18 protein-coding genes and 6 pseudogenes are annotated in these 19,979 nt (G+C 68.3%); 9 read left to right on the top strand and 15 right to left on the bottom strand.

What is annotated here, in order from left to right:
- Positions 1-163 precede the first annotated feature (163 nt).
- Positions 164-679: an SMI1/KNR4 family protein gene (locus AB0O21_RS24950; protein WP_365174086.1), complete on the top strand. Its 516-nt coding sequence runs from the start codon at positions 164-166 to the stop codon at positions 677-679.
- A gap of 76 nt (positions 680-755) precedes the next feature.
- Here AB0O21_RS24950 and AB0O21_RS24955 read toward each other — a convergent pair whose 3' ends face one another.
- Both AB0O21_RS24955 and AB0O21_RS24960 read right to left on the bottom strand, forming a co-directional pair.
- Complete coding sequence (locus tag AB0O21_RS24955) at positions 756-1,847, bottom strand: IS630 family transposase (RefSeq protein WP_365174088.1); 1,092 nt, start codon at positions 1,845-1,847, stop codon at positions 756-758.
- A 55-nt stretch (positions 1,848-1,902) separates the two neighbouring features.
- Entirely contained in the window at positions 1,903-2,055 is a 153-nt protein-coding gene (locus AB0O21_RS24960; RefSeq protein WP_365174268.1) for a hypothetical protein, read from the bottom strand.
- Positions 2,056-2,304: 249 nt separating this feature from the next.
- Here AB0O21_RS24960 and AB0O21_RS24965 point away from each other — a divergent pair.
- Positions 2,305-2,887 (top strand): annotated as a pseudogene (locus AB0O21_RS24965) (transposase).
- 98 nt (positions 2,888-2,985) lie between these two features.
- Entirely contained in the window at positions 2,986-3,408 is a 423-nt protein-coding gene (locus AB0O21_RS24970; protein WP_365174090.1) for a hypothetical protein, read from the top strand.
- A gap of 164 nt (positions 3,409-3,572) precedes the next feature.
- On the opposite strand, the gene AB0O21_RS24975 is transcribed toward AB0O21_RS24970, so the two are convergent.
- From AB0O21_RS24975 to AB0O21_RS24995, 5 genes and pseudogenes are all read right to left on the bottom strand, one after another.
- Complete coding sequence (locus AB0O21_RS24975; protein WP_365174092.1) at positions 3,573-3,932, bottom strand: hypothetical protein; 360 nt, start codon at positions 3,930-3,932, stop codon at positions 3,573-3,575.
- Between the two features lie 28 nt (positions 3,933-3,960).
- Positions 3,961-5,204, bottom strand: a pseudogene (locus tag AB0O21_RS24980) (IS256 family transposase).
- Between the two features lie 958 nt (positions 5,205-6,162).
- Entirely contained in the window at positions 6,163-7,020 is an 858-nt protein-coding gene (locus tag AB0O21_RS24985; RefSeq protein WP_365174094.1) for a hypothetical protein, read from the bottom strand.
- Positions 7,021-7,045: 25 nt separating this feature from the next.
- Entirely contained in the window at positions 7,046-7,579 is a 534-nt protein-coding gene (locus tag AB0O21_RS24990; protein ID WP_365174096.1) for a GNAT family N-acetyltransferase, read from the bottom strand.
- 26 nt (positions 7,580-7,605) lie between these two features.
- Positions 7,606-8,211 carry a PIG-L deacetylase family protein gene (locus AB0O21_RS24995; protein WP_365174098.1) on the bottom strand — a complete coding sequence of 202 codons (606 nt, stop codon included), beginning with the start codon at positions 8,209-8,211 and terminating at the stop codon, positions 7,606-7,608.
- 586 nt (positions 8,212-8,797) lie between these two features.
- On the opposite strand from AB0O21_RS24995, the gene AB0O21_RS25000 reads away from it, so the two are divergent.
- On the top strand, positions 8,798-9,649 hold the full coding sequence (locus tag AB0O21_RS25000) for a hypothetical protein (protein WP_365174100.1): 852 nt from the start codon (positions 8,798-8,800) through the stop codon (positions 9,647-9,649).
- Between the two features lie 209 nt (positions 9,650-9,858).
- Here the strand turns inward: AB0O21_RS25000 and AB0O21_RS25005 are convergent, their stop codons facing one another.
- Both AB0O21_RS25005 and AB0O21_RS25010 read right to left on the bottom strand, forming a co-directional pair.
- The gene (locus tag AB0O21_RS25005) at positions 9,859-10,038 is read right to left on the bottom strand and encodes a transposase (RefSeq protein ID WP_365174102.1); all 180 of its coding nucleotides are present in this window, start codon (positions 10,036-10,038) and stop codon (positions 9,859-9,861) included.
- A 153-nt stretch (positions 10,039-10,191) separates the two neighbouring features.
- Positions 10,192-10,773 carry a TetR/AcrR family transcriptional regulator gene (locus AB0O21_RS25010; RefSeq protein ID WP_365174256.1) on the bottom strand — a complete coding sequence of 194 codons (582 nt, stop codon included), beginning with the start codon at positions 10,771-10,773 and terminating at the stop codon, positions 10,192-10,194.
- Positions 10,774-10,870: 97 nt separating this feature from the next.
- Here AB0O21_RS25010 and AB0O21_RS25015 point away from each other — a divergent pair, with 97 nt between their 5' ends.
- The gene (locus AB0O21_RS25015; RefSeq protein WP_365174104.1) at positions 10,871-11,308 is read left to right on the top strand and encodes a VOC family protein; all 438 of its coding nucleotides are present in this window, start codon (positions 10,871-10,873) and stop codon (positions 11,306-11,308) included.
- Positions 11,309-11,425: 117 nt separating this feature from the next.
- On the opposite strand, the pseudogene AB0O21_RS25020 reads toward AB0O21_RS25015, so the two are convergent.
- Positions 11,426-11,782: pseudogene (locus AB0O21_RS25020) on the bottom strand (IS5/IS1182 family transposase); the annotation flags it as partial.
- Positions 11,783-11,914: 132 nt separating this feature from the next.
- Between AB0O21_RS25020 and AB0O21_RS25025 the strand changes: the two are divergent.
- The 3 genes from AB0O21_RS25025 (at position 11,915) to AB0O21_RS25035 (ending at position 15,094) form a co-directional block, all read left to right on the top strand.
- Entirely contained in the window at positions 11,915-12,343 is a 429-nt protein-coding gene (locus AB0O21_RS25025) for a DoxX family protein (RefSeq protein ID WP_365174106.1), read from the top strand.
- Between the two features lie 187 nt (positions 12,344-12,530).
- A complete protein-coding gene (locus AB0O21_RS25030; protein WP_365174108.1) occupies positions 12,531-14,294 on the top strand; it encodes a histidinol-phosphate transaminase in 1,764 nt (587 codons plus the stop codon).
- Positions 14,291-15,094, top strand: a complete 804-nt coding sequence (locus AB0O21_RS25035) for a phosphatidate cytidylyltransferase (RefSeq protein WP_365174110.1) — start codon at positions 14,291-14,293, stop codon at positions 15,092-15,094. The genes AB0O21_RS25030 and AB0O21_RS25035 overlap by 4 nt, the downstream gene beginning before the upstream one ends.
- Positions 15,095-15,304: 210 nt before the next feature.
- On the opposite strand, the pseudogene AB0O21_RS25040 reads toward AB0O21_RS25035, so the two are convergent.
- From AB0O21_RS25040 to AB0O21_RS25050, 3 genes and pseudogenes are all read right to left on the bottom strand, one after another.
- Positions 15,305-15,613: pseudogene (locus AB0O21_RS25040) on the bottom strand (IS5/IS1182 family transposase); the annotation flags it as partial.
- 243 nt (positions 15,614-15,856) lie between these two features.
- The gene (locus AB0O21_RS25045; protein ID WP_365174111.1) at positions 15,857-16,333 is read right to left on the bottom strand and encodes a hypothetical protein; all 477 of its coding nucleotides are present in this window, start codon (positions 16,331-16,333) and stop codon (positions 15,857-15,859) included.
- A 258-nt stretch (positions 16,334-16,591) separates the two neighbouring features.
- A pseudogene (locus AB0O21_RS25050) lies at positions 16,592-16,947 on the bottom strand (NAD(P)-dependent oxidoreductase); the annotation flags it as partial.
- Between AB0O21_RS25050 and AB0O21_RS25055 the strand changes: the two are divergent.
- A pseudogene (locus AB0O21_RS25055) lies at positions 16,927-17,544 on the top strand (TetR/AcrR family transcriptional regulator). The pseudogenes AB0O21_RS25050 and AB0O21_RS25055 sit on opposite strands and share 21 nt — an antisense overlap.
- Positions 17,545-17,634: 90 nt before the next feature.
- On the opposite strand, the gene AB0O21_RS25060 reads toward AB0O21_RS25055, so the two are convergent.
- Together AB0O21_RS25060 and AB0O21_RS25065 are read right to left on the bottom strand one after the other, a co-directional pair.
- Complete coding sequence (locus tag AB0O21_RS25060) at positions 17,635-19,269, bottom strand: trypsin-like serine protease (RefSeq protein ID WP_365174113.1); 1,635 nt, start codon at positions 19,267-19,269, stop codon at positions 17,635-17,637.
- A 195-nt stretch (positions 19,270-19,464) separates the two neighbouring features.
- On the bottom strand, positions 19,465-19,968 hold the full coding sequence (locus AB0O21_RS25065) for a hypothetical protein (protein ID WP_365174115.1): 504 nt from the start codon (positions 19,966-19,968) through the stop codon (positions 19,465-19,467).
- Between the last annotated feature and the right edge of the window lie 11 nt (positions 19,969-19,979).

Genomic DNA, 19,979 nt, shown 5'->3' on the forward strand with positions numbered 1-19,979 from the left:
CAGAATCTCTGCCGCAGCGAAACGATCCGGCATGCCAGCCCTCTCGGAATCGCGTTCCGAGAGGGCTGCTCGAGATGCCGACTACCCCCTTCACCCGTGGCCGGACTGGCCCGGCTATCTTCGTCGTCGCTGGTCAACACGACGTTCGAGCGAGGTGGGGTACGTGTCAGACCTTGACGAGTTGAAGCGGCTGTTGGGAGAGCCTGCACCAAGGCCGCACTCGTCGAGCGACTGGACTGAGGTTGAAACCCACCTCGGCTCGTCGCTGCCGAGCGACTACAAGGCCTTCATGGACGCCTACGGCAGCGGGATCATCTCCGAAGAGCTCATGGTCTTCCATCCCCACGGGTCGACCCCGCTCCTCTCACGCATGCGTGAGGTACACGAGCGCGCCAGCCGGTCCCGCGAGCGGCGCCCAGACGACTTTCCCCACCCGTTCCACCCTGAGGAAAACGGTCTCATCTATTGGGGGTACGACTTCGGCGGGGATGAGCACTTCTTCATGCCGTGCAGCCCTGATCCGAACCAATGGAAGATCGTCACAGCAGTGCATGGATCCAGCTGCGTGACATTCGACGGCCCCTTTGTCGCCTTCGTCCTTGAGTTCGTCACGACCCTTCAGTTCATGGACGAAGCGGGCAACATCGGGCCCGCGACACCTAGCTTCGAGTCCGCCTGACCTAGCGTCCACGCCCGTGAGCGGCAAGGGCCGTAGTCATCACGGAAGCGCGGTCACAGCCGATCCGAGAGTCGGCCTAGTCTTCTGAGTCAGGAATTCTGTTCAGATATGAGGCGAGGCGTTCGAGGATCTCGTCCGCGGTCTTGGTCCAGATGTACGGCCTGGGGTCGGTGTTCCAGGCTGCGATCCAGGTTCGGATGTCATTCTCCAGGGCCTGGACGGATCTGTGGACGCCTCGCCGTATCTGCTTGTTCGTCAGCTCGGCGAACCATCGTTCCACCAGGTTGAGCCAGGACGATCCGGTCGGTGTGAAGTGCAGGTGGAACCGGGGGTGAGCCAGGAGCCAGGTCTTGATGGCCGGGGTTTTGTGGGTGGCGTAGTTGTCGAGCACCAGGTGGACCTCAAGGCCGGCCGGGACTTCCTTATCGAGCTTGATGAGGAACTTCTTGAACTCCTCTGCGCGGTGGCGGCGGTGCAGGGAGCCGATGACCTGGCCGGTGGCGACCTCGAGTGCGGCGAACAGTGTGGTGGTGCCGGCGCGGACGTAGTCATGCGTGACGCGTTGCGGCACTCCGGGCATCATCGGTAGCACCGGCTGCGAGCGGTCCAGGGCCTGGATCTGCGACTTCTCATCCACGCAGAACACCAGTGCCCGCTCTGGCGGGTCCAGATAGAGACCGACGACATCGTGGACCTTGTCGATGAAGTACGGGTCCGTCGACAGCTTGAAGGTTTCCGAGCGGTGCGGCTGCAGACCGAACGCGCGCCAGATCCGCGACACGGTCGACTGCGACAGGCCCAGTTCCTTCGCCATCGAGCGCGTCGACCAGTGGGTCGCGTTCTTCGGAGCCGACTCCAGCGTCCTGGTGACCAGCGCAGCCACCTGCTCGTCCGTCACTGTCCGCGGGCCGCCTGGGCGCGGCATGTCACCCAGACCGGCGATCCGGTGCTCGACGAACCTCGCCCGCCAGCGACCCACCGCGTGGGGAGTCGAGCCGAGGCGAGCCGCCACGTCCTTGTTTGAAGCGCCTTCGGCACAGGCCAGGATGATCCGACATCTCAGAGCCCACGCCTGCGGCGTGGAACGGCGCCGCACCCACCCCTCGAGTGCGGCCCGCTCCTCATCCGACAACGTCAACTCGGCCTTTGGCCGCCCAGTCCGCGCCACACCGCAAGCCTACACATCTGAACAGAATTCCTGACTCAGAAGACTAGATCGTGTTTTAGACCTCGCCGACCTGCCTGGTTGGCCGTCCGGGGAAGTCGCGGGCGGCCATCCAGATGGTGAGGTCGCGGGCGATGCCGTTGATGCCGGCCGACGTGGTGACCTCGTGCTCGTTGCGTGCGGTGTCGTCGGCGGACGATCTCGAAGCCACCTTCGTTTTCCAGGACGGCCACCGATAGGGCGCTTAGACCACTTCTAACCCTCTTTATGTTATTTTGCGTCAAGTGGCTGATGAGGTCAGAGGGAACCGCGGGCACGATGGGGCGGCGGAGGCTGCGAAGCCGCCGTTGCGCCCCATCTGATCCTGTTTCATCCCAAGGGGCACCGGTTCACGCCGGATGCTTCAGGTTCAGCCTCGCACGCCCTACCGGGCTGAGCACGCGTGGCGCGTCCTGGCAGTATGAGCGAACGTCGCCGCTATCCCAGCGACTTGTCCGATGCCCGGTGGGCCCTGGTGGAACCGCTGCTGACGGGCTGGCGGAACGACAAGGCCCGCCACGGACTGAACATCGGCACCCCGCCGCAGCACAACCTGCGCGACCTCCTCGACGCGATCCTCTACGTCGCCGCACCGACATCCCCTGGCGCTACCTCCCGCACGACTACCCACACTGGAACACCGTCTACGGCTACTTCGGCCGGTGGGAGAAAGACGGCATCTTCGAGCACCTCAACGCGCTGCTGCGGCGCCGGGTCCGTGAGGAAGAGGGTCGGAACGCAGAGCCGACCGGCTTCGTGATCGACACCCAGACCGTGAAGACCTCGAAGTCGTCCGCCGCACCCCCGGCACCAAGGGCTTCACCGTCCTGCCCCGAAGGTGGGTCGTCGAACGCACCCTGGGTTGGCTCATGCACCACCGCCGCCTGGCCCGCGACTACGAAGCACTCCCCACCCGCTCCACCGCCATGATCTACATCGCGATGATTGCCCTCATGACCCGCCGCCTCACCCACGAATCAACACTGACCTGGCTAGGTGCCTGAATCACGATCAAACGCCCACTTCGGAACCATCCAGAGGGATGCTTGTTGGCAACTGATTCTCGGTGTTCTTGCGGGAAGCGCTGCGCGATACTCGCCCTGTGGAGTGGTACGAGCAGGCACAGGCAGCAGAACAGATCAGTGACTGGGATACAGCCATCCAGCTGGTGAGCGCTCGTGCCGAGTGCTACTCCGCCGATTTCTACGCGCACGACAATCACCTGTGGCACATGGATTTGCTCGTCCGTGCGGAGCGGTTCGATCAACTCACTGAACTCGCGGTCACAGACGTCCACGGACGTCGGAGACTCAACAGGTCGCTTCACGAGCGGGGGATGGACACAGCACTGCGCCATCGTGCTGAGGCCGGCGACCGTGATGCCCTCTATCACCTTGTGAAGTTGCTGTGCGAGAAGGGCCGGCTCCAGGAGGCCTGCGAAGCGGTTCAGGGCCTCGGTCCGGAGGATGAGTACGCGCACCAGCTCGTGGCCGACTTTCGAATGTCCTCGGGCGGTGCGCGGTAGGTCTCCGCACCTGCCAATCGGACTCGTCTACGTCCGTGAATCCATGGCGCCTCCGGGTGAACTGTTGGCAGAACCCTCTAAGCGAACAAGTCGCCCGCTGCCCCTGGCACATCACCCAGGGCCAACTTCGACCTGCACGACAGCACTGCCGGCCTGGTCCAGTCCTACACAGCAGCCACGTCATCGGCCACGTCGAACAGATCCCGGGCCGTCTGCTGAACCTCCCGAACCCAGTCAGAGAAAAGATCTTCGGCCAAGACCACGGCCAACCTCTCGCGGGCCGCCGTCGCATTGCCGAGTAGCCCAGCGGCCACGCCAGCGTTGAAGCTCTCCCACAAAAGGCCAGGTCGAGCCGGTCGGGACAGCAGGGAGTGAGCCACGGAGTCCAGGTCGGCGAACCGGTCCCTGATCCCCGCCACCTGCTCTTCAGCAGTGCCGGCGAGTTCCGCAGCCGTGGAAGCGAACTGCGTCTCGTTACGGAACGGTTCCGTCCCCTTGGCTCGCTCGACGAAATCGAACGTCACGTGGCCTACGCCCTGCCACAGCCACAGGTCATGTCCCTTGTAGTGGTGTAGCCGATCTTTCGGTGGTGTCGGGCAAGCGGGTCGCGGTGTCCGGATAGAGGCTGTCCATGCTTTCGATGGAGAGGTAGCGGCGGGGGAAAGCGACCCATTCGTCGTGGAGTTCGGTGAGGACAGCGGTGGCCAGGCGGCTGACGGCGGCGGTATTCGGGAAGACCTGGACGACGTCGGAGCGTCTCTTGATCTCCCGGTTAAGACGCTCGAGCGGGTTGGTCGACTGGATCTTCTTCCAGTGCTGGTGGGGGAAGTCCGCGAAAGCGGTCAGGTCCTCCTTCGCCTCGAGGAGCATGGCCTTGACCTTGGGAAACTGCTGCCGAGCATGTCGGCGACGGTGTCGAGGTGGGTCCGGACGGCTTCGGCGGTGGGCTGGGCGAACAGGGTGCGGATGGTCGCGGCGACCATCTCCGCGGAGCCTTTCGGGATCACGGAGAACACGTTGCGGACGAAGTGGACGCGGCAGCGTTGCCAGGCGGCACCGATCATGACCTTCCGGATCGCCTTGACCAGGCCGCTGTGGCTGTCGGAGATCACGAGACGGACGCCTGTGAGACCGCGTTCGCGCAGGTGACGCAGGAACTGGGACCAGAAGGCTTCGGTTTCGCTGTCGCCGACCATCACGCCGATGACTTCGCGGCCGCCGTCTTCGGTGACGCCGGTGGCGATGACGATGGCCTGGGAAACGATGCGGTGCTCGACGCGTGCTTTGACATAGGTGGCGTCGAGGAAGACGTAGGGAAACCGGATGTGATCGAGGGGCCGGGTGCGGAACACCTCGAGCTGTTCGTCGAGGCCGGCGCAGATCCGGGAGACCTCGCTCTTCGATATACCGGTGTCCGAGCCGAGGGCTTTGACCAGGTCGTCGACGGAGCGGGTCGACACGCCATGGACGTAGGCTTCCATGATCACTGCGTAGAGGGCCTGGTCGATCCGGCGTCGGCGCTCGAGCAGGCTGGGAAAGAAGCTGCCGGCCCGCAGTTTGGGGATCGCGAGTTCCAGGTCGCCGGCCTGAGTGGTCACTGTCTTGTCCCGGTGCCCGTTGCGCCAGCTGGTGCGGGCATCGGTGTGTTCGCCCCACTCGGCGCCGATCCTCGAGGTGGCCTCGGCCTCGATCAGTTCCTGCAGCAGGCGTTCGGCGACCTCGCGGACGAGTTCAAGACCGTCCGCCGAACGTAGTGACTCGAGCAGGCGAAGTAGGTCATGCTGGGACAAGGCCACCGTGCACTCCTTGGGTTGAACTGCCCGTTCACCAAGGACATTTGCACGGTGGCCTGCCCAGTTTCAGGGAGCATTCACCAACAGCCGATGCACACGGGCACACCATGACGGCGCACATCCCAGCCAAGATCAGTTACACCACTCAGCGGGACACCATCCAGCCACATCACCCCGACCCTCAGCCCACTGCCCTGGCTCCACTGCGGCGACGGGAACTCGACGACGCCAAGCCACCACCCGTGATCACCGAGCCAAGCCGCGATCGGCCCCGCTGGCGGAGGCCGAGAGGACGAACTCGTTCCCGAGCTGCCGCGGCGGGACCAGTCGTGACGCAGGAGAGATGGCTGCCGTGCCCAGCATTCTCGTCTACCCGCACATCCTCATCAGTGCCGATCCCAACAAGCTTCAAGGATCAAGGAAGTGAGGCGAGAGGCAGCACCGGCCGTTTCCAATCCAAAGATCCTCATCATGGCGACGGTGTGACGGCTGCTGAAACGACACGGCCGGTTCTGGCAGGCATCCGCCCCCAGAGCCCTGGAGCGTGACGAGCACGTGGTGGAGCTGTGGAAGGTCCTGTGTAGCTCGGAGAGTGTCAAAGTCCTACCGAGCAACGGGGAGGCCCTGTTGTCCCAGTCTGTCGTGCTCAAACAGCTTGCGTCCAACTTCCGTGTGTCGGCGTGCGATTGCCTCGCCCACGTATACGGGAACGCGGCCGACCGACCGGAGAGACAGCGGCGGTATCCGTCGGACATGACCGATGCGGAGCGGACCGTGGTCCGCGCGTCGCTGACGGTGCCGGGGCGGTCGGCCGGAGGCTCAGCCGAAGGCGCTCGCCGAGGAACCGATCGTCGCGGACTTCTGCTCTCCCACGCGGCACTCATCTGTGGCTGTACGTCGAGTGCCAGTGGCCAACGAGGCCGGACGGCCGCCGGGCAGCTGCGCGTACCCCGCGATCCGGTCACAGCGTGAACGGGTTGCCGTCCACAAGTCCCGCCTGGAGCTGAGCTGAGCCGCTGTGCAGGTCAACGCGGAGCAGGAACGCGTAGGGGCGCTGGCCGCATCGGCGGGCGATCCGGCGCCAGTTGGCGAGAAGGAAGTCGACGCTGGCCAGTGTCGCGATGTCGCTGCTGCCCGCGCAGATGGTCACCCGCGGGCCGTCGGTGCCGGCGGTGAAGGACTGGACGGTGGCGATCTCCGTGTCGGGTACCGTGCCCCTGCCACCAAAGAACTGACCGGCCATCGGCCCGCTGCGTATCCGCAGACCCCACTCCCCGGTCGGGTTCACCTGTTCCGGCACTGCCTGCACGTCGGGATGAAGAAAGCCGAGACTCGTCAGATGGTTGTAGGCCGGGCCACCGATGAGCACGAGGCTCCGTCCGGACAGTTCACCCGGCAGGTGGGTGAACGGGTCGGCCGACGCTTCAGCGACCGTAAAGGCGGTGCTCGGAGGGCAGGTCTCGGTCGCCTCGACCGCACCGGCGGAGCCAATGCGGCCGGCCGGCATCAACGATCGGCGCGGTTGCAGCAGGCGTACCAGCGGATCAGTCAGGGCGTCCCGCAGCGCGACGGCGGCCTCGAACTCCCCCCGGGAGACGGCGTTCCCGGTGAACCCCACGCGGCGGTAGGTACCGACCGTTCCGCCTTCCCTGATCCGCATGTCGGGTAGCACGATGATGAGCCTGCGGTTGCGGACGGCGCCCAACAGCCGGGCGAGGCCGCGGTTCTGCCGGCGCAGGAGCAGGTAGCCGACCAGCAAGGCCAGGAGCGACCAGACCACGTCGGCCGCGAGATTCTCAGCGATAGCCATCACATCCATCGGTCAGCCCCGTCGCCCGCCGGCGTCACCAGATGTCACCCGCGCGCCAGTCGGCCGCCAGGTCGCCGGCCGGGTCGATGGTGCTGCCGGGAGGCAGGCGGTACATCACCGCGCCGCGCGCAGGTGCCGCAGGCCGACGGCCGTCGGCGGCCACCACATAGGTCTCGCCCGGCCATTTCAGCCAGCCGAGGCGCTCGTAGAAGTGGTACTTGCTGGCAGCGAAGACACCGATCTCGTGGTGCATGAGGATGTCGGCGGTCGCGGCGGCCAGCACGATACTGCCGAGTCCGCGACCGCGCAGGTTCGGAACTGTTGCCATTGACTCGCCGTAGAGCCCGCGCAGCTCCCGCCCCGCCTGCTCGAAGTGGCGGGGGATCAGGGCCCCGTGCGACACCAGCTGACCGCGGTGGCGAAGCAGGTAATGGGTCCCGCCCAGGCAGTGTGCCCATGCACTTTCGTCGTAGCGCGGGCTGAAGCAGTCGACCAGCATGTCCCTGAGTTCTGCAAGCTCCCCTGCGGCCATCTCGTCCGTGTGACGGACGTCCAATGCCAAACTCATGGATGCCGGCCCCCTCCCGCCCTGGGCTACGCATTCCCCCCGATCGGTAGGGAGAACCGCAGCGGGGTGAACATTTCTGCGTAGGTGTCGCCGCAGCGGAGCCCGTGCAGGCGCGCGCGAGCCCGGATTCCCTCGTCGGTCAGTTCCGGCAGCCGTGCGAGCTGGGATGCGTGAGCGGCCAGCAGTTGCGTCTTCGCCTCGATGAACTCGGTGATCCCGACGGTGATGCCGGTGGACTGGATCGGGGACCTCGGCGACTCGAACATGAGCACGTTGGCCTGTCTACGGGTGGCGACGGCCGTCGCCCGGTGTGTCTTCACGTGATCCTGGTGGGTGTCCTCGGGGAGGTGTGAGTACACGAGGTCGGGGGCCACCTCGTCGGCGATTTGCTCAAGGCGCGCCACCAGATCGGCCAGGCTTCCGAGGCGGCCGTCCGACAGCCCGAGCATCACGACCTTCGCGCCGATCAGCCGGGCCGCCCGGATCTGCTCCGCGCTGCGGAGCTTCGGGTCCCCGCCCAGCGCGCCATCGCTCACCACCACCATCGTGATGTCCACCCCCTGGGCGGCGTGGCGCAGCAGGGTACCGCCGCAGCCGAACTCGATGTCGTCGGGATGGGCTCCAATGGCCAACACCCGCTTCCACATATCCCCTCCACGAGTGCAGCGCCTTGCAAGGCGCTAAATGCCGTGCGGTCCAAGCATATTGACGATCGGCACGCGGTCTGGGTCCAGCCACGTCGGAGGCCGACGACGTTCCCGAGACCGACCCGGCCAAGGCCGGTGAGACCGGCACCGAGATCGACGCCTCCGGCTTCAAGACCGCCTGGCGCGCCCTGGCGGCCTTCGCTGCCCACGAATCCCGGGTAGTCGGCCGGATCACCGAGCTACCCACCCGCCGCTCGCACCCGAAGCACGGCGTCTCAGCAGGACGCGGGCGAGGCAGGTGAAAGCGGTTGGCCTATTGCGGGTTCCGCGGCTGCCCGGTTGCGCGGCCCCTGCCCCGGGCTTCGCCGGGACGCGCTCCCGGCGAAACCCTTGTCGGAGGCAACACGGATGCGGTCCGCCAGATGGCTGGCTCCGGGGGTGCGGCCGGGTGAATCTCAAGCGGATCAATGGTCGCGCATATGCCTGCTCACTGATCGTTAGCTGGCTCTTTGGTCCATGACGCCCAGCAACCCCATGGGTGTAGCGCCCGCACCCCTTCTGGAGGTCTTTCATGGGAAGTTCGCTGTTCCGCCGTGCCCGCCGGATCGCCATCGGAGCCGTGCTGTTGGCGCTGACGGCGTCCACGAGCGTAGGCGCCATCGCTGCCGAGGTTCCCTCCCAACGACCGGCGGGCGCCCTCCACACCGGCGCCCTGCGTTTCGGGTACAAGGCGTTCACCGGCGGCTGGGTCGACGTCAGGCCGGGCACCTCGAACTGGGGTTCTGTCCACTGCCCGCCAGGAACGAGTCCGTCCGGGGGCGGTGGACACGTCGATAACAACTCGATGTTCATGCTGACCTCCGATCCGGTCATGGAGACGGGCGCCTGGGTCGTGCAGTTCGTCAACACCAGCCCCAACACGTGGGGGCGGTTCTACCCCGTGGTGCTGTGCACGAACGGGGAGTCGTACGCGCACAAGGTGGAGAGCTGGGTGAATCCCAACCAGGAGACGACCATGACCAGCTGGTGTGCGCCGGGTGAGCGGCAGAGCGGTGGCGGCTTCGACTCCTGGTCCACGGAGGTGCGCATTAATGACGCGTTCTCCGTCAACGACGTCACACAGCAGGTACGCGTCACCAACGAGACCGGGTGGCAGCCCGAGGTGGACACCTGGGTGGTCTGCGGGAGGGACAACTACATCGTCCGGACAGCGTCCATTACCCTCCAGGCGCAGGAATCGAACTGGGTCCGGGCGTACTGCCCCAACGGCTGGGTTCCAACCGGCGGCGGCGGCCGGGGCGGGCAGTACACCTACCTGCAGCACAGTGAGCCCGCAGCCTCCGGCTGGGAGGTGCGCAGCAAGAACACCGGGCGGTTCCCCGCGACACTCACGGCGCAGGTGATCTGCGCCGTACCTCGCTGACGACACGACCGGGTGGTCCACGAACATGGCTTGTTCCAGGTGCACCCGGCGCCCCTCCCGGGACGACTCCTTGCCGCCGCATTGCCGCCGACTGCGGCGAGGCCGGCCGGTGACTCGTCTCGCTGAAGCTTGACCGGTGTCGCGACGAACCCTGCACAGGAGGCCTGCAGGACACCGACCAGCAGGCGCAACCAGGTGCCATCGATGGCTCAGTTCCGCAGCCTCGTGTGAACGCCGTTCCACGAGCCGTACTCAGCGGGTAGGTGCACCCGCTGCGACCCGGTCTGGAGCTTCCATGCGATCGCATCGGTCACTTGCCGGTGATCACGCCACCGACCACCTCGCCTCGGTGTCCGGTCAGGCAACAACGGCTCTACCCGCGCCCCCACTGCGCGTCGGTTTACGGCACGGCCAGACCAGCGATCCGGTGATCGGGAAGAAACTCCCGGCGAACGTCCGCCCCGCGGGAGTGACCAGCCGTGGTTCGTCCGCGTTCTGAGGACTCGCCGACGACGTTCGGGGCCAATCGTCAAGGTGAGAGGTCAGCCTGGGGTGCGCAGCCCGGCCAGGAGCCTGTCGAGTGCCTGCTCCGCGGCCTGCGGGTCCCCGCCGCGCGCGATCCAGAGTGCGGCCTCGTTCATCGCCCCGGAGAGCAGTCGGGCCAGTGGCTCCACCGGCTGGTCGTCGATGATCCCGGCTGCGGCAAGCGCGGTCAGGGCCTCCGCGAGGTGCCGGGCAGATGATTCCTCGTCCAGGGCCCGCCATTCGTCCCAGCCCAGCACGGTCGGCGCGTCGACCAGCAGGATCTGTCGAACCGCCGGGTCTGTGCCTGCCGCCAGGAAGGCCCGGGAGCCGGCCCGGAGCTGGTCCCAGAGGTCCTCGTACCGCTCGGCCGCGGCCGCAACCCGCTCGCCCAGTTCCTGTTGGACCTCGGCGACGACGGCACGGAACAGCCCCGCTTTGCTGTCGAAGTGGTGGTACGCGGCCCCCTTGGTGACCCCGACAGCCTGCGCCACTTCGGCCAGCACCACATGGTGGAAACCGTCGGCGGCGAAGCGACGCCGCCCTTCGGCCAGCAGCGCTTGCCTGGTTGCCGCCCGCTGCTCCGCCCGGCTGATCGCCATCACGCTAACCGCCCTTCCCTTTTCGCATACCCCAGGTATGCTAACCCCACGTTCGCATACCTGGGGTATGCGAAAAGGGATGTGGAGGACCTCTGCCATGGCGAACCGACCCACGACCAAGCTCTCCGGCTTCTACCCGGTGCTCGCCACCCGCGACGTTGCCGCTTCCCGCGACTTCTACACCGGCCACTTCGGGTTCGAGGTGACCTTCGAAGCGGACTGGTACGTCAGCCTCCGCCGCCCCGACGCCCCGCAGTACGAGCTGGCCCTCCTCGACCACACCCACCCGACCATCCCCGAGGGCCACCGGGACGCACTTCGGGGCGGCTTGCTGCTGAACTTCGAGGTGGACGACGTGGACTCCGAACACCAGCGGCTCGTGGCAGAGGCCGGCCTGCCCGAGGTACTGGCGCTGCGCACGGAGGAGTTCGGTCAGCGCCACTTCATCGTCGCCGCCCCTGACGGAGTGCTGATCGACGTCATCACCATCGTCCCGCCCAGCGCGGAGTACGCCGCCCAGTACACGCCCGCCTGACCGGGTGGGCCGTGCCTCGGGGACAGGAGCAACTCGCGGACCCGAGACCGACCTGTACGGCCGTAACCGAGACTCCACCACTGTCGACCTGATCCACTGAGAGGGGCCGCCAGCAGGTCATCGGATGCGGGGGCTTCGAGGCCGGCCGTCCAATCGGTAGCGGGTCCGGGCGCGTCGGATCAGGTACCGGACGGCGATGATGACGCCGGCCGGGGCGATGAAGAACTCGACAGGGGTTCTTCATCGCTCGGTGCAGCGGCGGAGCTTGCCGAAGTTGTCCATCCAGGCGTTCGTGCGCTCGACCACATAGCACCCGCAGGCCTGGATCGGGGTCTTGGCGCCGCGCCCGGCGATCTTGCCGGTGATCCGCCGGATGTCGACATCCTGGAGGACCATGCTGTCGTCGTAGTCGGCGTCCAGGGCCGGGCGGGAGTGCTCGGGCAGCGGCCCCAGAGTCGCCTCCAGGGCGGCGAAGCAGACCGTCGGCGAGCTGCCGGCGCTGGAGGTGCGGCTGCCGGAAGACTTTCTCTCCCAAGACCGATGAGTTCATGCAGCGGCGGCGGTCAAACCTGAGAAAGCAACGACAGCCGACCTGGGAGACCTGAAATGTCCAGCACCGCCAACGCCGCCGCCACCATCACGACCACCGCCGCGAAGTCCGGCAAGGCCGTGGTCCGGGTGGTCTGGACGCTGCGGATCCTGCTCGCGCTCTTCTTCGCCCTGGCCAGCGCGCTGCCCAAACTGCTCGCGCTCCCCGCCTCCACGACCGTCTTCGACGCCATCGGCGTAGGCCACTGGTTCATGTACCTGACCGGACTGGTCGAGCTGGCCGGAGCCGTCGGCCTGCTGGTCCGCCGGCTGGCCGGGCCTGCCGCGACGGCGCTGATCGTCTTCCTGGCGTTCGCGTTCGTCACCCAGCTGACCGCGATGCACGGCGAGAACGCCGGGACCCCGTTCATCTTCATGGTGCCGCTGGCCGTCATCGCCTGGAACCGGCGCGCCGAGACGGCCGAGCTGCTCGGCCGCTCGCGCTGACCCGGTGTTTGGAGGAGTCCGTCAGCAGAGGGCCGTCCCGCAACCGTGTCCCCGCCCATGGACCCGGCCCTGACCTGGACCGCATCCAACTCCCCCGCTGTCCCACTGAGTACGCGTACTCAGGTGCCGTCCTCCGGACTCCTCCATGCTGGGGCGCGAACGCCGACCGTCTCAGGGAGACATACCCATGGACCACGCCCTGCAGCTGCGCACTGCCACGCCTCGGGATCACGACTGGATCCACGAACTGCGCCACCGGGTGTACGCGGAGGAGCTCGGCCAGCATCCGGTGGATCCGTCGGGAAGGCTGAGCGACGGACTCGACGGCGACAACGTGTATCTCGTGGCCGCGCGCGGCGAGACGCGGATCGGCTTCGTCAGCCTCACTCCGCCGTGGGTCGGCCGCTACTCCCTCGACAAGTACCTGACGCGCGAGGAGCTGCCGGTCCTGACCGAGGAGGCGCCGTTCGAGATCCGCGTCCTGACCGTCGAGGAGCGCTGGCGGTCCACCGCGGCGGCGCCGCTCCTCATGTACGCGGCGCTGCGCTGGGTCGCGGCGCGGGGCGGCCGCCGGGTGGTGGCGATGGGACGCACAGAGCTGCTCGACATGTACCTCGCCGCCGGGCTGCGGCCGGTGGGGCGTACGGTCCGCTCGGGCGCGGTCTCGTTCGAGGTCCTCAGCGGCTCCGTGGCCGAGCTGACGAGGACGGTCGCGGAGCGCCACGGCCGGACCCTGGAGCGGCTGAGGACGGGCCTCGACTGGCAGCTCGACATGCCCTTCGCGCCGCGTGCGGACGGCTGTGAGCACGGCGGGGCGTTCTTCTCGGCGATCGGCACCGACTTCCGGACGCTGACCCGCCGTCACGAGGTGGTCGCGGCGGATGTGCTGGACGCCTGGTTCCCGCCGTCCCCAAAGGTCCGCGCGGTCCTTTCGGAGGATCCGGGGTGGGCGGCCCGGACCTCACCGCCCACGGGCGCGGAGGGACTGCTCGCAGAGATCGCCAAGGTCCGCGGGCTGCCGGTCGAGTCGCTGGTCGTCGGGGCGGGCTCGTCCGATCTGATCTTCCGGGCGTTCGGCCGGTGGCTGACACCGGGGAGCCGGGTGCTCCTGCTCGATCCGGGCTACGGGGAGTACGCCCATGTCACCGAGCGGGTGATCGGCTGCCGAGTCGACCGGCTCCAACTGCGCCGGGAGGACGACTGGCTGCTCGACCCGGCCCGCCTCGCCGCCGCGACCGGCGACGGACGGTACGACCTCGTGGTGGTGGTCAACCCGAACAACCCGACCGGCCGCCACGCCCCGGCCGACGCGCTGCGCGCGGTGATCGCGGCCTCGCCCGCGCGGACCCGGTGGTGGATCGACGAGGCGTACCTGGGCTACGTCGATCCGGCGGACTCGCTTGCCGGGCTCGCCTCGGCCGACGCCCGGGTCGTGGTCTGCACCTCGCTGTCGAAGATGTACGCGCTGTCGGGGATGCGGGCCGCGTACCTGGTGGCCGATCCGGAGACGGCCGGGGAGCTGCGCCGCTGGACGCCGCCGTGGCCCGTGAGCCTGCCGGCCCAGCTGGCTGCCGTGACGGCGCTGCGCGACCCCGCGTACTACGCGGAGCGCTGGGACCGCACCCATGTGCTGCGCCGGGAACTGGCGTGCAGCCTCGTGGAGTTGGACGGCTTCTCCTCGGTCGACGAGGGGGTGGCGAACTTCCTCACGGTGACCCTGCCGCCGGACGGACCGAGCGCGGCGCGGTTCGTCCGCGAGTGCCGGCGGCACGAGGTGTTCCTGCGTGACCTGTCGCCGATGTCCCCGGCGTACGAGGGGCGCACCGTCCGGATCGCCGTCCGCGACACGGCGGAGAACGCGCGGATCGTGGCGGCGTGCCGGAACGCCCTGGAGGCGCTGCGCGCGCCGGCCGCGGTGGTGTCGGGTGCGCCGGGGCGGGCCTCCCGGTGACGACGGTCGCCGGTCTCGTGCCGTACCTCGGCGGGGCGCTGGCGGTCGGGGGCGTCGCGGTGGCGGCGACCCGGCGCCGTGAGCTGATGGTCCGCTGGTGCGTGTGGGCGCTCGGAGTGCCCCTGGTGACCGCCGCGTTCTGGCTCGGTCCACCGGGGATCGCGGTGCTCTCGGCCGTGGTCGGTGTGGTCGCGGTGGCGGAGTTCGGCGGGCTGCTCCGGCTGGGCCCGGTGGACCGGGCGGTGCTGGGCGCGGCGATCGTCGGACTCGTCCTGACCGCCTGGCTTGCCCCCGGGGAGGTGCTCAGGGTTGCGGCGGCCGGGGCGCTCGCGATCGCCGGAGTGCCTCTGCTCGCGGGGGACGCGGAGCACGGGCTCCGCCGCCTGGGGGCGGGCCTGCTGGGGCTCGTGTGGCTGGGAACCCTGGCCGGCCTCGTACCGTCCGGCGCCCTCGGCCTCGTCCTGTTCGTGGCCGTGTCGATCGCCGACATCGCCGCGTACGCGGCGGGTCGCCGTCTGGGCGGCCCCCGGCTCTCCCCGCTGTCGCCCGCCAAGCGGTGGAGCGGCACGCTGGCCGGGGCCGCGGCCGGCCTCCTCACGCTGGCGGTGCTGTCCTGCCTGACGTGGCAGACGGCGGTGGCCGTGGCGGTCGGCGGCCCGCTCGGGGATCTGCTGGAGTCGATGGTCAAGCGGGGCGCCCGCGCCAAGGACGCCGGCCGGTGGCTCCCCGGCTCCGGCGGCCTCCTCGACCGGATCGACTCCCTCCTCGTCGCCCTGGCGGTGCTGTTGGTGCTGGAGTGAGCCACGGGGCGGGGTGAGCGTGAGGCCGGCTGGGGCCGGGGCCGGCGACGCACGCTCGGTTAGGCCTTGACCGGGGAGGGACGTCAGCCGCTGAGGGCAGTCCTGCGAATAATCTCCGGGGTCGTTCGGGCACGCCCGGTCGCGTGGGCGCCTGCCCGTCTATCCCGCGAGGGCGAGGTCGCTGCTTCCGGGCTGGCAGCCCGGTCTGCGTTTGGCTCGTCGGTGCGGGACGACCAGGTCGGTGCCTTGATAGCTGCCGTCGCCGATCGTGGTGGTGTTGCCGACGGCCGCCTCGGCGGGGCCGGACTGTCGGCCCATGGAGGGCAGTCGTCGCGGTTGCCTGGCAGAGGTCGGCCGACCATGACTACCGAGCGGGTGTCAGCGTCGATGAGACTCGGTGGTCGGTGGAGTATCAGTCGTTCCTGGACTGTTCGGCGACGGTGTGGTCGCGAGTGAGATCAGGGTGCCGTCCACGATCAGCACAGCGTCCTTCGCGAATCGCTTGCGCGGTTGGAGGGCCGGCTGTCGGAGCGTGAGACTGGTTCGCCGGCATGCGCAGCCACCAGCAGCACCCGGTACTCCCGGCGCCGTGCTCACACCGGCCACGGCAAGAGCATTGCACGGGCAGAGACAGCGGCGGGGAGTGTCATCCGAACCGTGCGATTCCTCTCGGATGCCGGCGGGCAAGAGGTTTGAGCCGACGGTCCAATTGGCGCTGCCGGGGCCTGCGAGAGTACGCGCTCCATCTGGCGGCCATGGGCGTCAGGAGTGGGAAGCGGCCTCATCCCGCTTCAGGTAGCCGCCCGCAGGGCAGCCGTCGTCCGGGTCCTTCGTGGGGCACATGCTGGGGTCCTCCCCATCACCGAAGTGTCCGTAGAGGTAGACCCACACCGTGCACCCCGGATCATCCGCGAACGACAACTCGAGATCGTTGCCTCGCGTGGCGGTCTCGTCGGGAACGATGCTTCCGTTGCCCTCGGGGCTGACGTAGAAGGCCCAGCGACCAGTGGACAGCGTCTCGCGGTGAGCGCAACCAGCCATCGCCTCGACCTTGTCAAAACCCGTTCCGGTGAACGTGTGATCGTTCGAGAAGGTCAGGGACGTCCCGGCGGAGCTGGTCCACGTCCCCACCAGCTGCTCCTGCGGGATCTCCGCCGAGTGGATTGCTGCGGCGTACCCACAGGACGCCGTGAGCACCACCCCAGTCACCGCGAGAACAATCGCACGCCATCCGCGCATGTCCACAGAGCTCCCCCATCGGTTGGGCGTCCGGCCCCGCGGCCGCACACCCATATTTGAACATGCTCAAATCCAATGCCCTCCCCCGGGTCCCCACATCCGACACCTCACAACAACCGCATGGGCACGGCAGCGGACCACGAGGCGACCGTGCACCGCGTGGACTCGGAGACCGAGGAGGGGACGAAGTAACACCGGTGACACCGCGATTCACTGAGAACGACGCGGACAACCTGCCGACCCGGCCGTCGCCGTGGGTCCGTTGGCTTTGGCGAGGGCGATGGCCTGCCAGTAACCGAGCATGGACGTCCAGAACATGACCATGCCGATCTGGTACGTGCGCGCGGCCAGGCCGGGTCGTCACCCCGGTAGTCCGTACCGGTCAGCACTTCGAGGGTGGACTGGTGCGCCTCGAACACCTCGCGCGGCCCGCTGTAGAACGTCGACGACTCGGGCTGTCCGATGCCGGAAGGCGGGACGGTGACGCCACCGGTGAGGTGGACTGCGCCATGCTCGGACACCCACCGCGCTCCGGCCCGGGTCTTCTCGGGCGTATCGGAGCTGAGGTTGACGAGCACGCGGCCGGTCAGGGCGTGAGACGCCGGTTCCGGCACGGTGGACAGGCCGGCACGCGTGACCGGATCATCACCACCGCATCGCGCCTTCTGCAGCGCCGGGGCTACGTCGGCACAGGCATCAAGCAGATCGCCAAGGAGGCGGGGGCCACACTGGGCTCGTCTGCCACTTCTTCCCGGGCGGCAAAGAAGCCGTCGCAGTCGCCGCCATCAAGTACAGCGACCAGGAGTTCGCGACGGTCCTCCGCGATGCTCTGGACAGCGAAGAGGATCCCGGCGCAGCCGTGGAGGCCTGCGCCAGGCAGCTCGCCGAAGGGCTGCGCGAGTCAGGTTGGATCGAGGACTGCCCTGTCACGGCAGCGGCGCTGGAGACGCTGGGGACCGAATCTGAGATCCAGCAGGTATGAGCCGACGCGCTGCGCAACTGGCAGCAGATGGTCACCGACAAGCTCCTGCGCTCCGGCTTCCAGGCCCCGGAAGCCCGGGAGCCGGGAGCCGGGAGCCGGCGACCACCATCATCAGCGCCATGGAAGGCGCCGAAGTGACGGCCCAGGTCAACCGCAGCGAGGAACCACTGCGGTGACGGGCCGACAGCCGGCCCGCTTGGTGGGTTCGTACGGAGTGTCCGGGGCATAGGGGTGCGCCCCGGCACACACTGTGCCGGGGCGCCTGTTGCCGTGATGTGCCGGCCACGCGGTCCGGAACCGCGTGGCCGGCTGCCCGGGGTCAGCCGCTGTAGGTGGCGGTGATGGCCACTGCTCCCGGCGCTGCAGGCAGGCCCATGAGGGGTGCCGTCACCGGCGCGTCCCACGTGCGGTTGGTGTGGCGGGTGGTGTGGAGGAGCTTGCCGTCGGTCGTGGTGACGGCGACCTGGACTTCGCCGTTGACGGTCGCGGCGGATACGGACTTGGCGGTCACCACGCCCAGGACGTCCTTCAGTTCGCCCCAGGTGGCCCAGGTTCCGTTGAAGTTGCGGATGGTGTGGTACTGGCGAGTGCCGTTGTCGGTGGCGATGACGAAGTGGGTCTCGTCGCCGGAGCCGGCCATGCCGAGGGAGGTGACGGGCCCGGTGGGGCCGACCGCCTGGGTGACGTCACCCCAGCCGAACCAGTTCCCGTTGGTCTGTCGGATGGTGTGGTAGGGCTTGCCGCCGCTGATGAGACCGACCTGGAGCTCACCGCGGACGCTGGCGGTCGCCGCGGCGGTCACGTTGGTGAGGGAACCGTTGATCTGGCGGAAGGGGGTCCAGTTGCCCGCACCGGTGCGGACGGTGTGGAAGGCCTTGCCGTCGGCGACGGCGACGACGTGGAGGTCGTGACCGATGGAGACAGCGGAGACCTGGGTGAGGCTGCCGAGGGCGTTGGCCACGGAGAACACGTCCCCGAAGCTGCTCCAGGTGCCGTCCTGCTTGCGGATGGTGTGGAAGAGCCCACCGCTGTTGCTGATGGCCAGTACGTGGGTGTCACCGTTGATGCCGGCGGCGGCGGAGCTGCGGATCCCGCCCAGGTCGCTGGCCTTGCTCTGGACGTCGGCGTATCCGGTCCAGGAGCCGTCGGACAGCCGGACGCCCTGGTAGAGGCTGGTGCCGGACTGCACGAGAGCCTTGGTCTGCCAGCCCGGCGTCGCGGCCCGGACCCCGTCGATCCACTCACGCAGCCCGTCGGTACGGGCCGCGATGGCGCCGGTTCGGGTTTCCGCGGGGTCGGTGGCCAGGCAGCCGCCCTGCCAGGAGCGGCTGTTGATGCCGACCAGTTCACCGGCCGCGTTCAGCAGCGGGCCGCCGGTGTCGCCCTTGCAGATGACGTCGGTACCCTTCCCGGTGATGGTCAGGGTGGTGGCGTCGGACGTGTTGAGGGTGAACGCGCCGGTGTGGGCCTTGCCGGGCGCCCACTCGGTCCGGGTCCGTCCGAAGCCCACGGCGGTCAGGTCGGCGCCGGCTGCCGGGGCAGCGCTCGCCTGAGTGATGCCCGCGGCGCCGGCGGCGGGAGTGGTGAGGCGGGCCAGGACGACATCCCGGTCGGTGCGCGGGACCAGCTCGGCCACCTCGACGCGCTTGCCGTCGCTGAGGGTCACGGTGGTCTTCAGCGCGGGCGCACCGGCCGGCACCGCAGTACCAGGCGTCGCGGCGAAGCAGCTCGCGGCGGTCAGGACCCAGGAGGCGTCGACGAGGGAGCCGGTGCATCCGCGGAGGTTCGCCTCGTCGCCGATGTTCAGCTTGACGACAGAGGTGTGCTGGCCGGCCGCCGCCTCCGGGCCGGAGACGGCTTGGGCGGAGCCGGCGGGAACGAGGCCCGCGGCGACCGCGGTCGTGGTGACGAGCAGGCCCGATATCCGCGCGGTGCGGGGACGGTGTGCAGACATGTGCGATTTCCTTCAGGAACAGGATTCGGTGGGCGTATACGCCAGAGTTCGGTCGTGCTGTGCGCGGCCCGGTGCCGTCTGGCGATGGTGGCCCTTGAGGGGAAAGCCATCGGTCGAGACGCCGGTGCGGAGTGTCGAGCGTCTCCACATCAAGCGGCGACCGGGCCGCGATTCTCTATTGCAAGGCGGCGTGGGCTACTTGGTGACTCGGATCTCGACCAGCACGTGCTCGCGACCGTCCACGGACTCGCCGACCCCTTCCCAGGTCTTTGCGGGGATGTCGTATTCGACGCGGTCGTCGCCCTCGGCGGTCATCGCCAGGTGCGTGTTGCCGGAATCGGCGGTCCGCACCCCGTGCACCGACTTGATCTCCAAAGTCAGGAAGCCCTCGTCGCCGGTGACCTTGAAGCACACGTCCGCCCGATCGCGGGCCAGGAACTTGAGGAGGTTCTCCTCGCTTCCGCAGTTGGCGAGCACGATGTGGCCGTCACCTCGCTTGAGGACGATGCCCTGTTCGGCCAGGATCTTGTCGGCGTTCGGGTAGTTGTAGTCCTCGATGGCAAATCCGGGTCCCGCGTCGGCGACGGGCCCGATGGCGGTGGCTTCGGAGGGCTGGCCTCCGGCCGTCACGGCCCATGCCAGAACACCGGCTGCGGCCGCGGTCCCCAGAATGCGCGTCCATGCGTTGCGTGACTTCATCACAGTCCTAA

This window comes from Streptomyces sp. NPDC091371 (assembly GCF_040684275.1).
GTDB lineage: Bacteria > Actinomycetota > Actinomycetes > Streptomycetales > Streptomycetaceae > Streptomyces.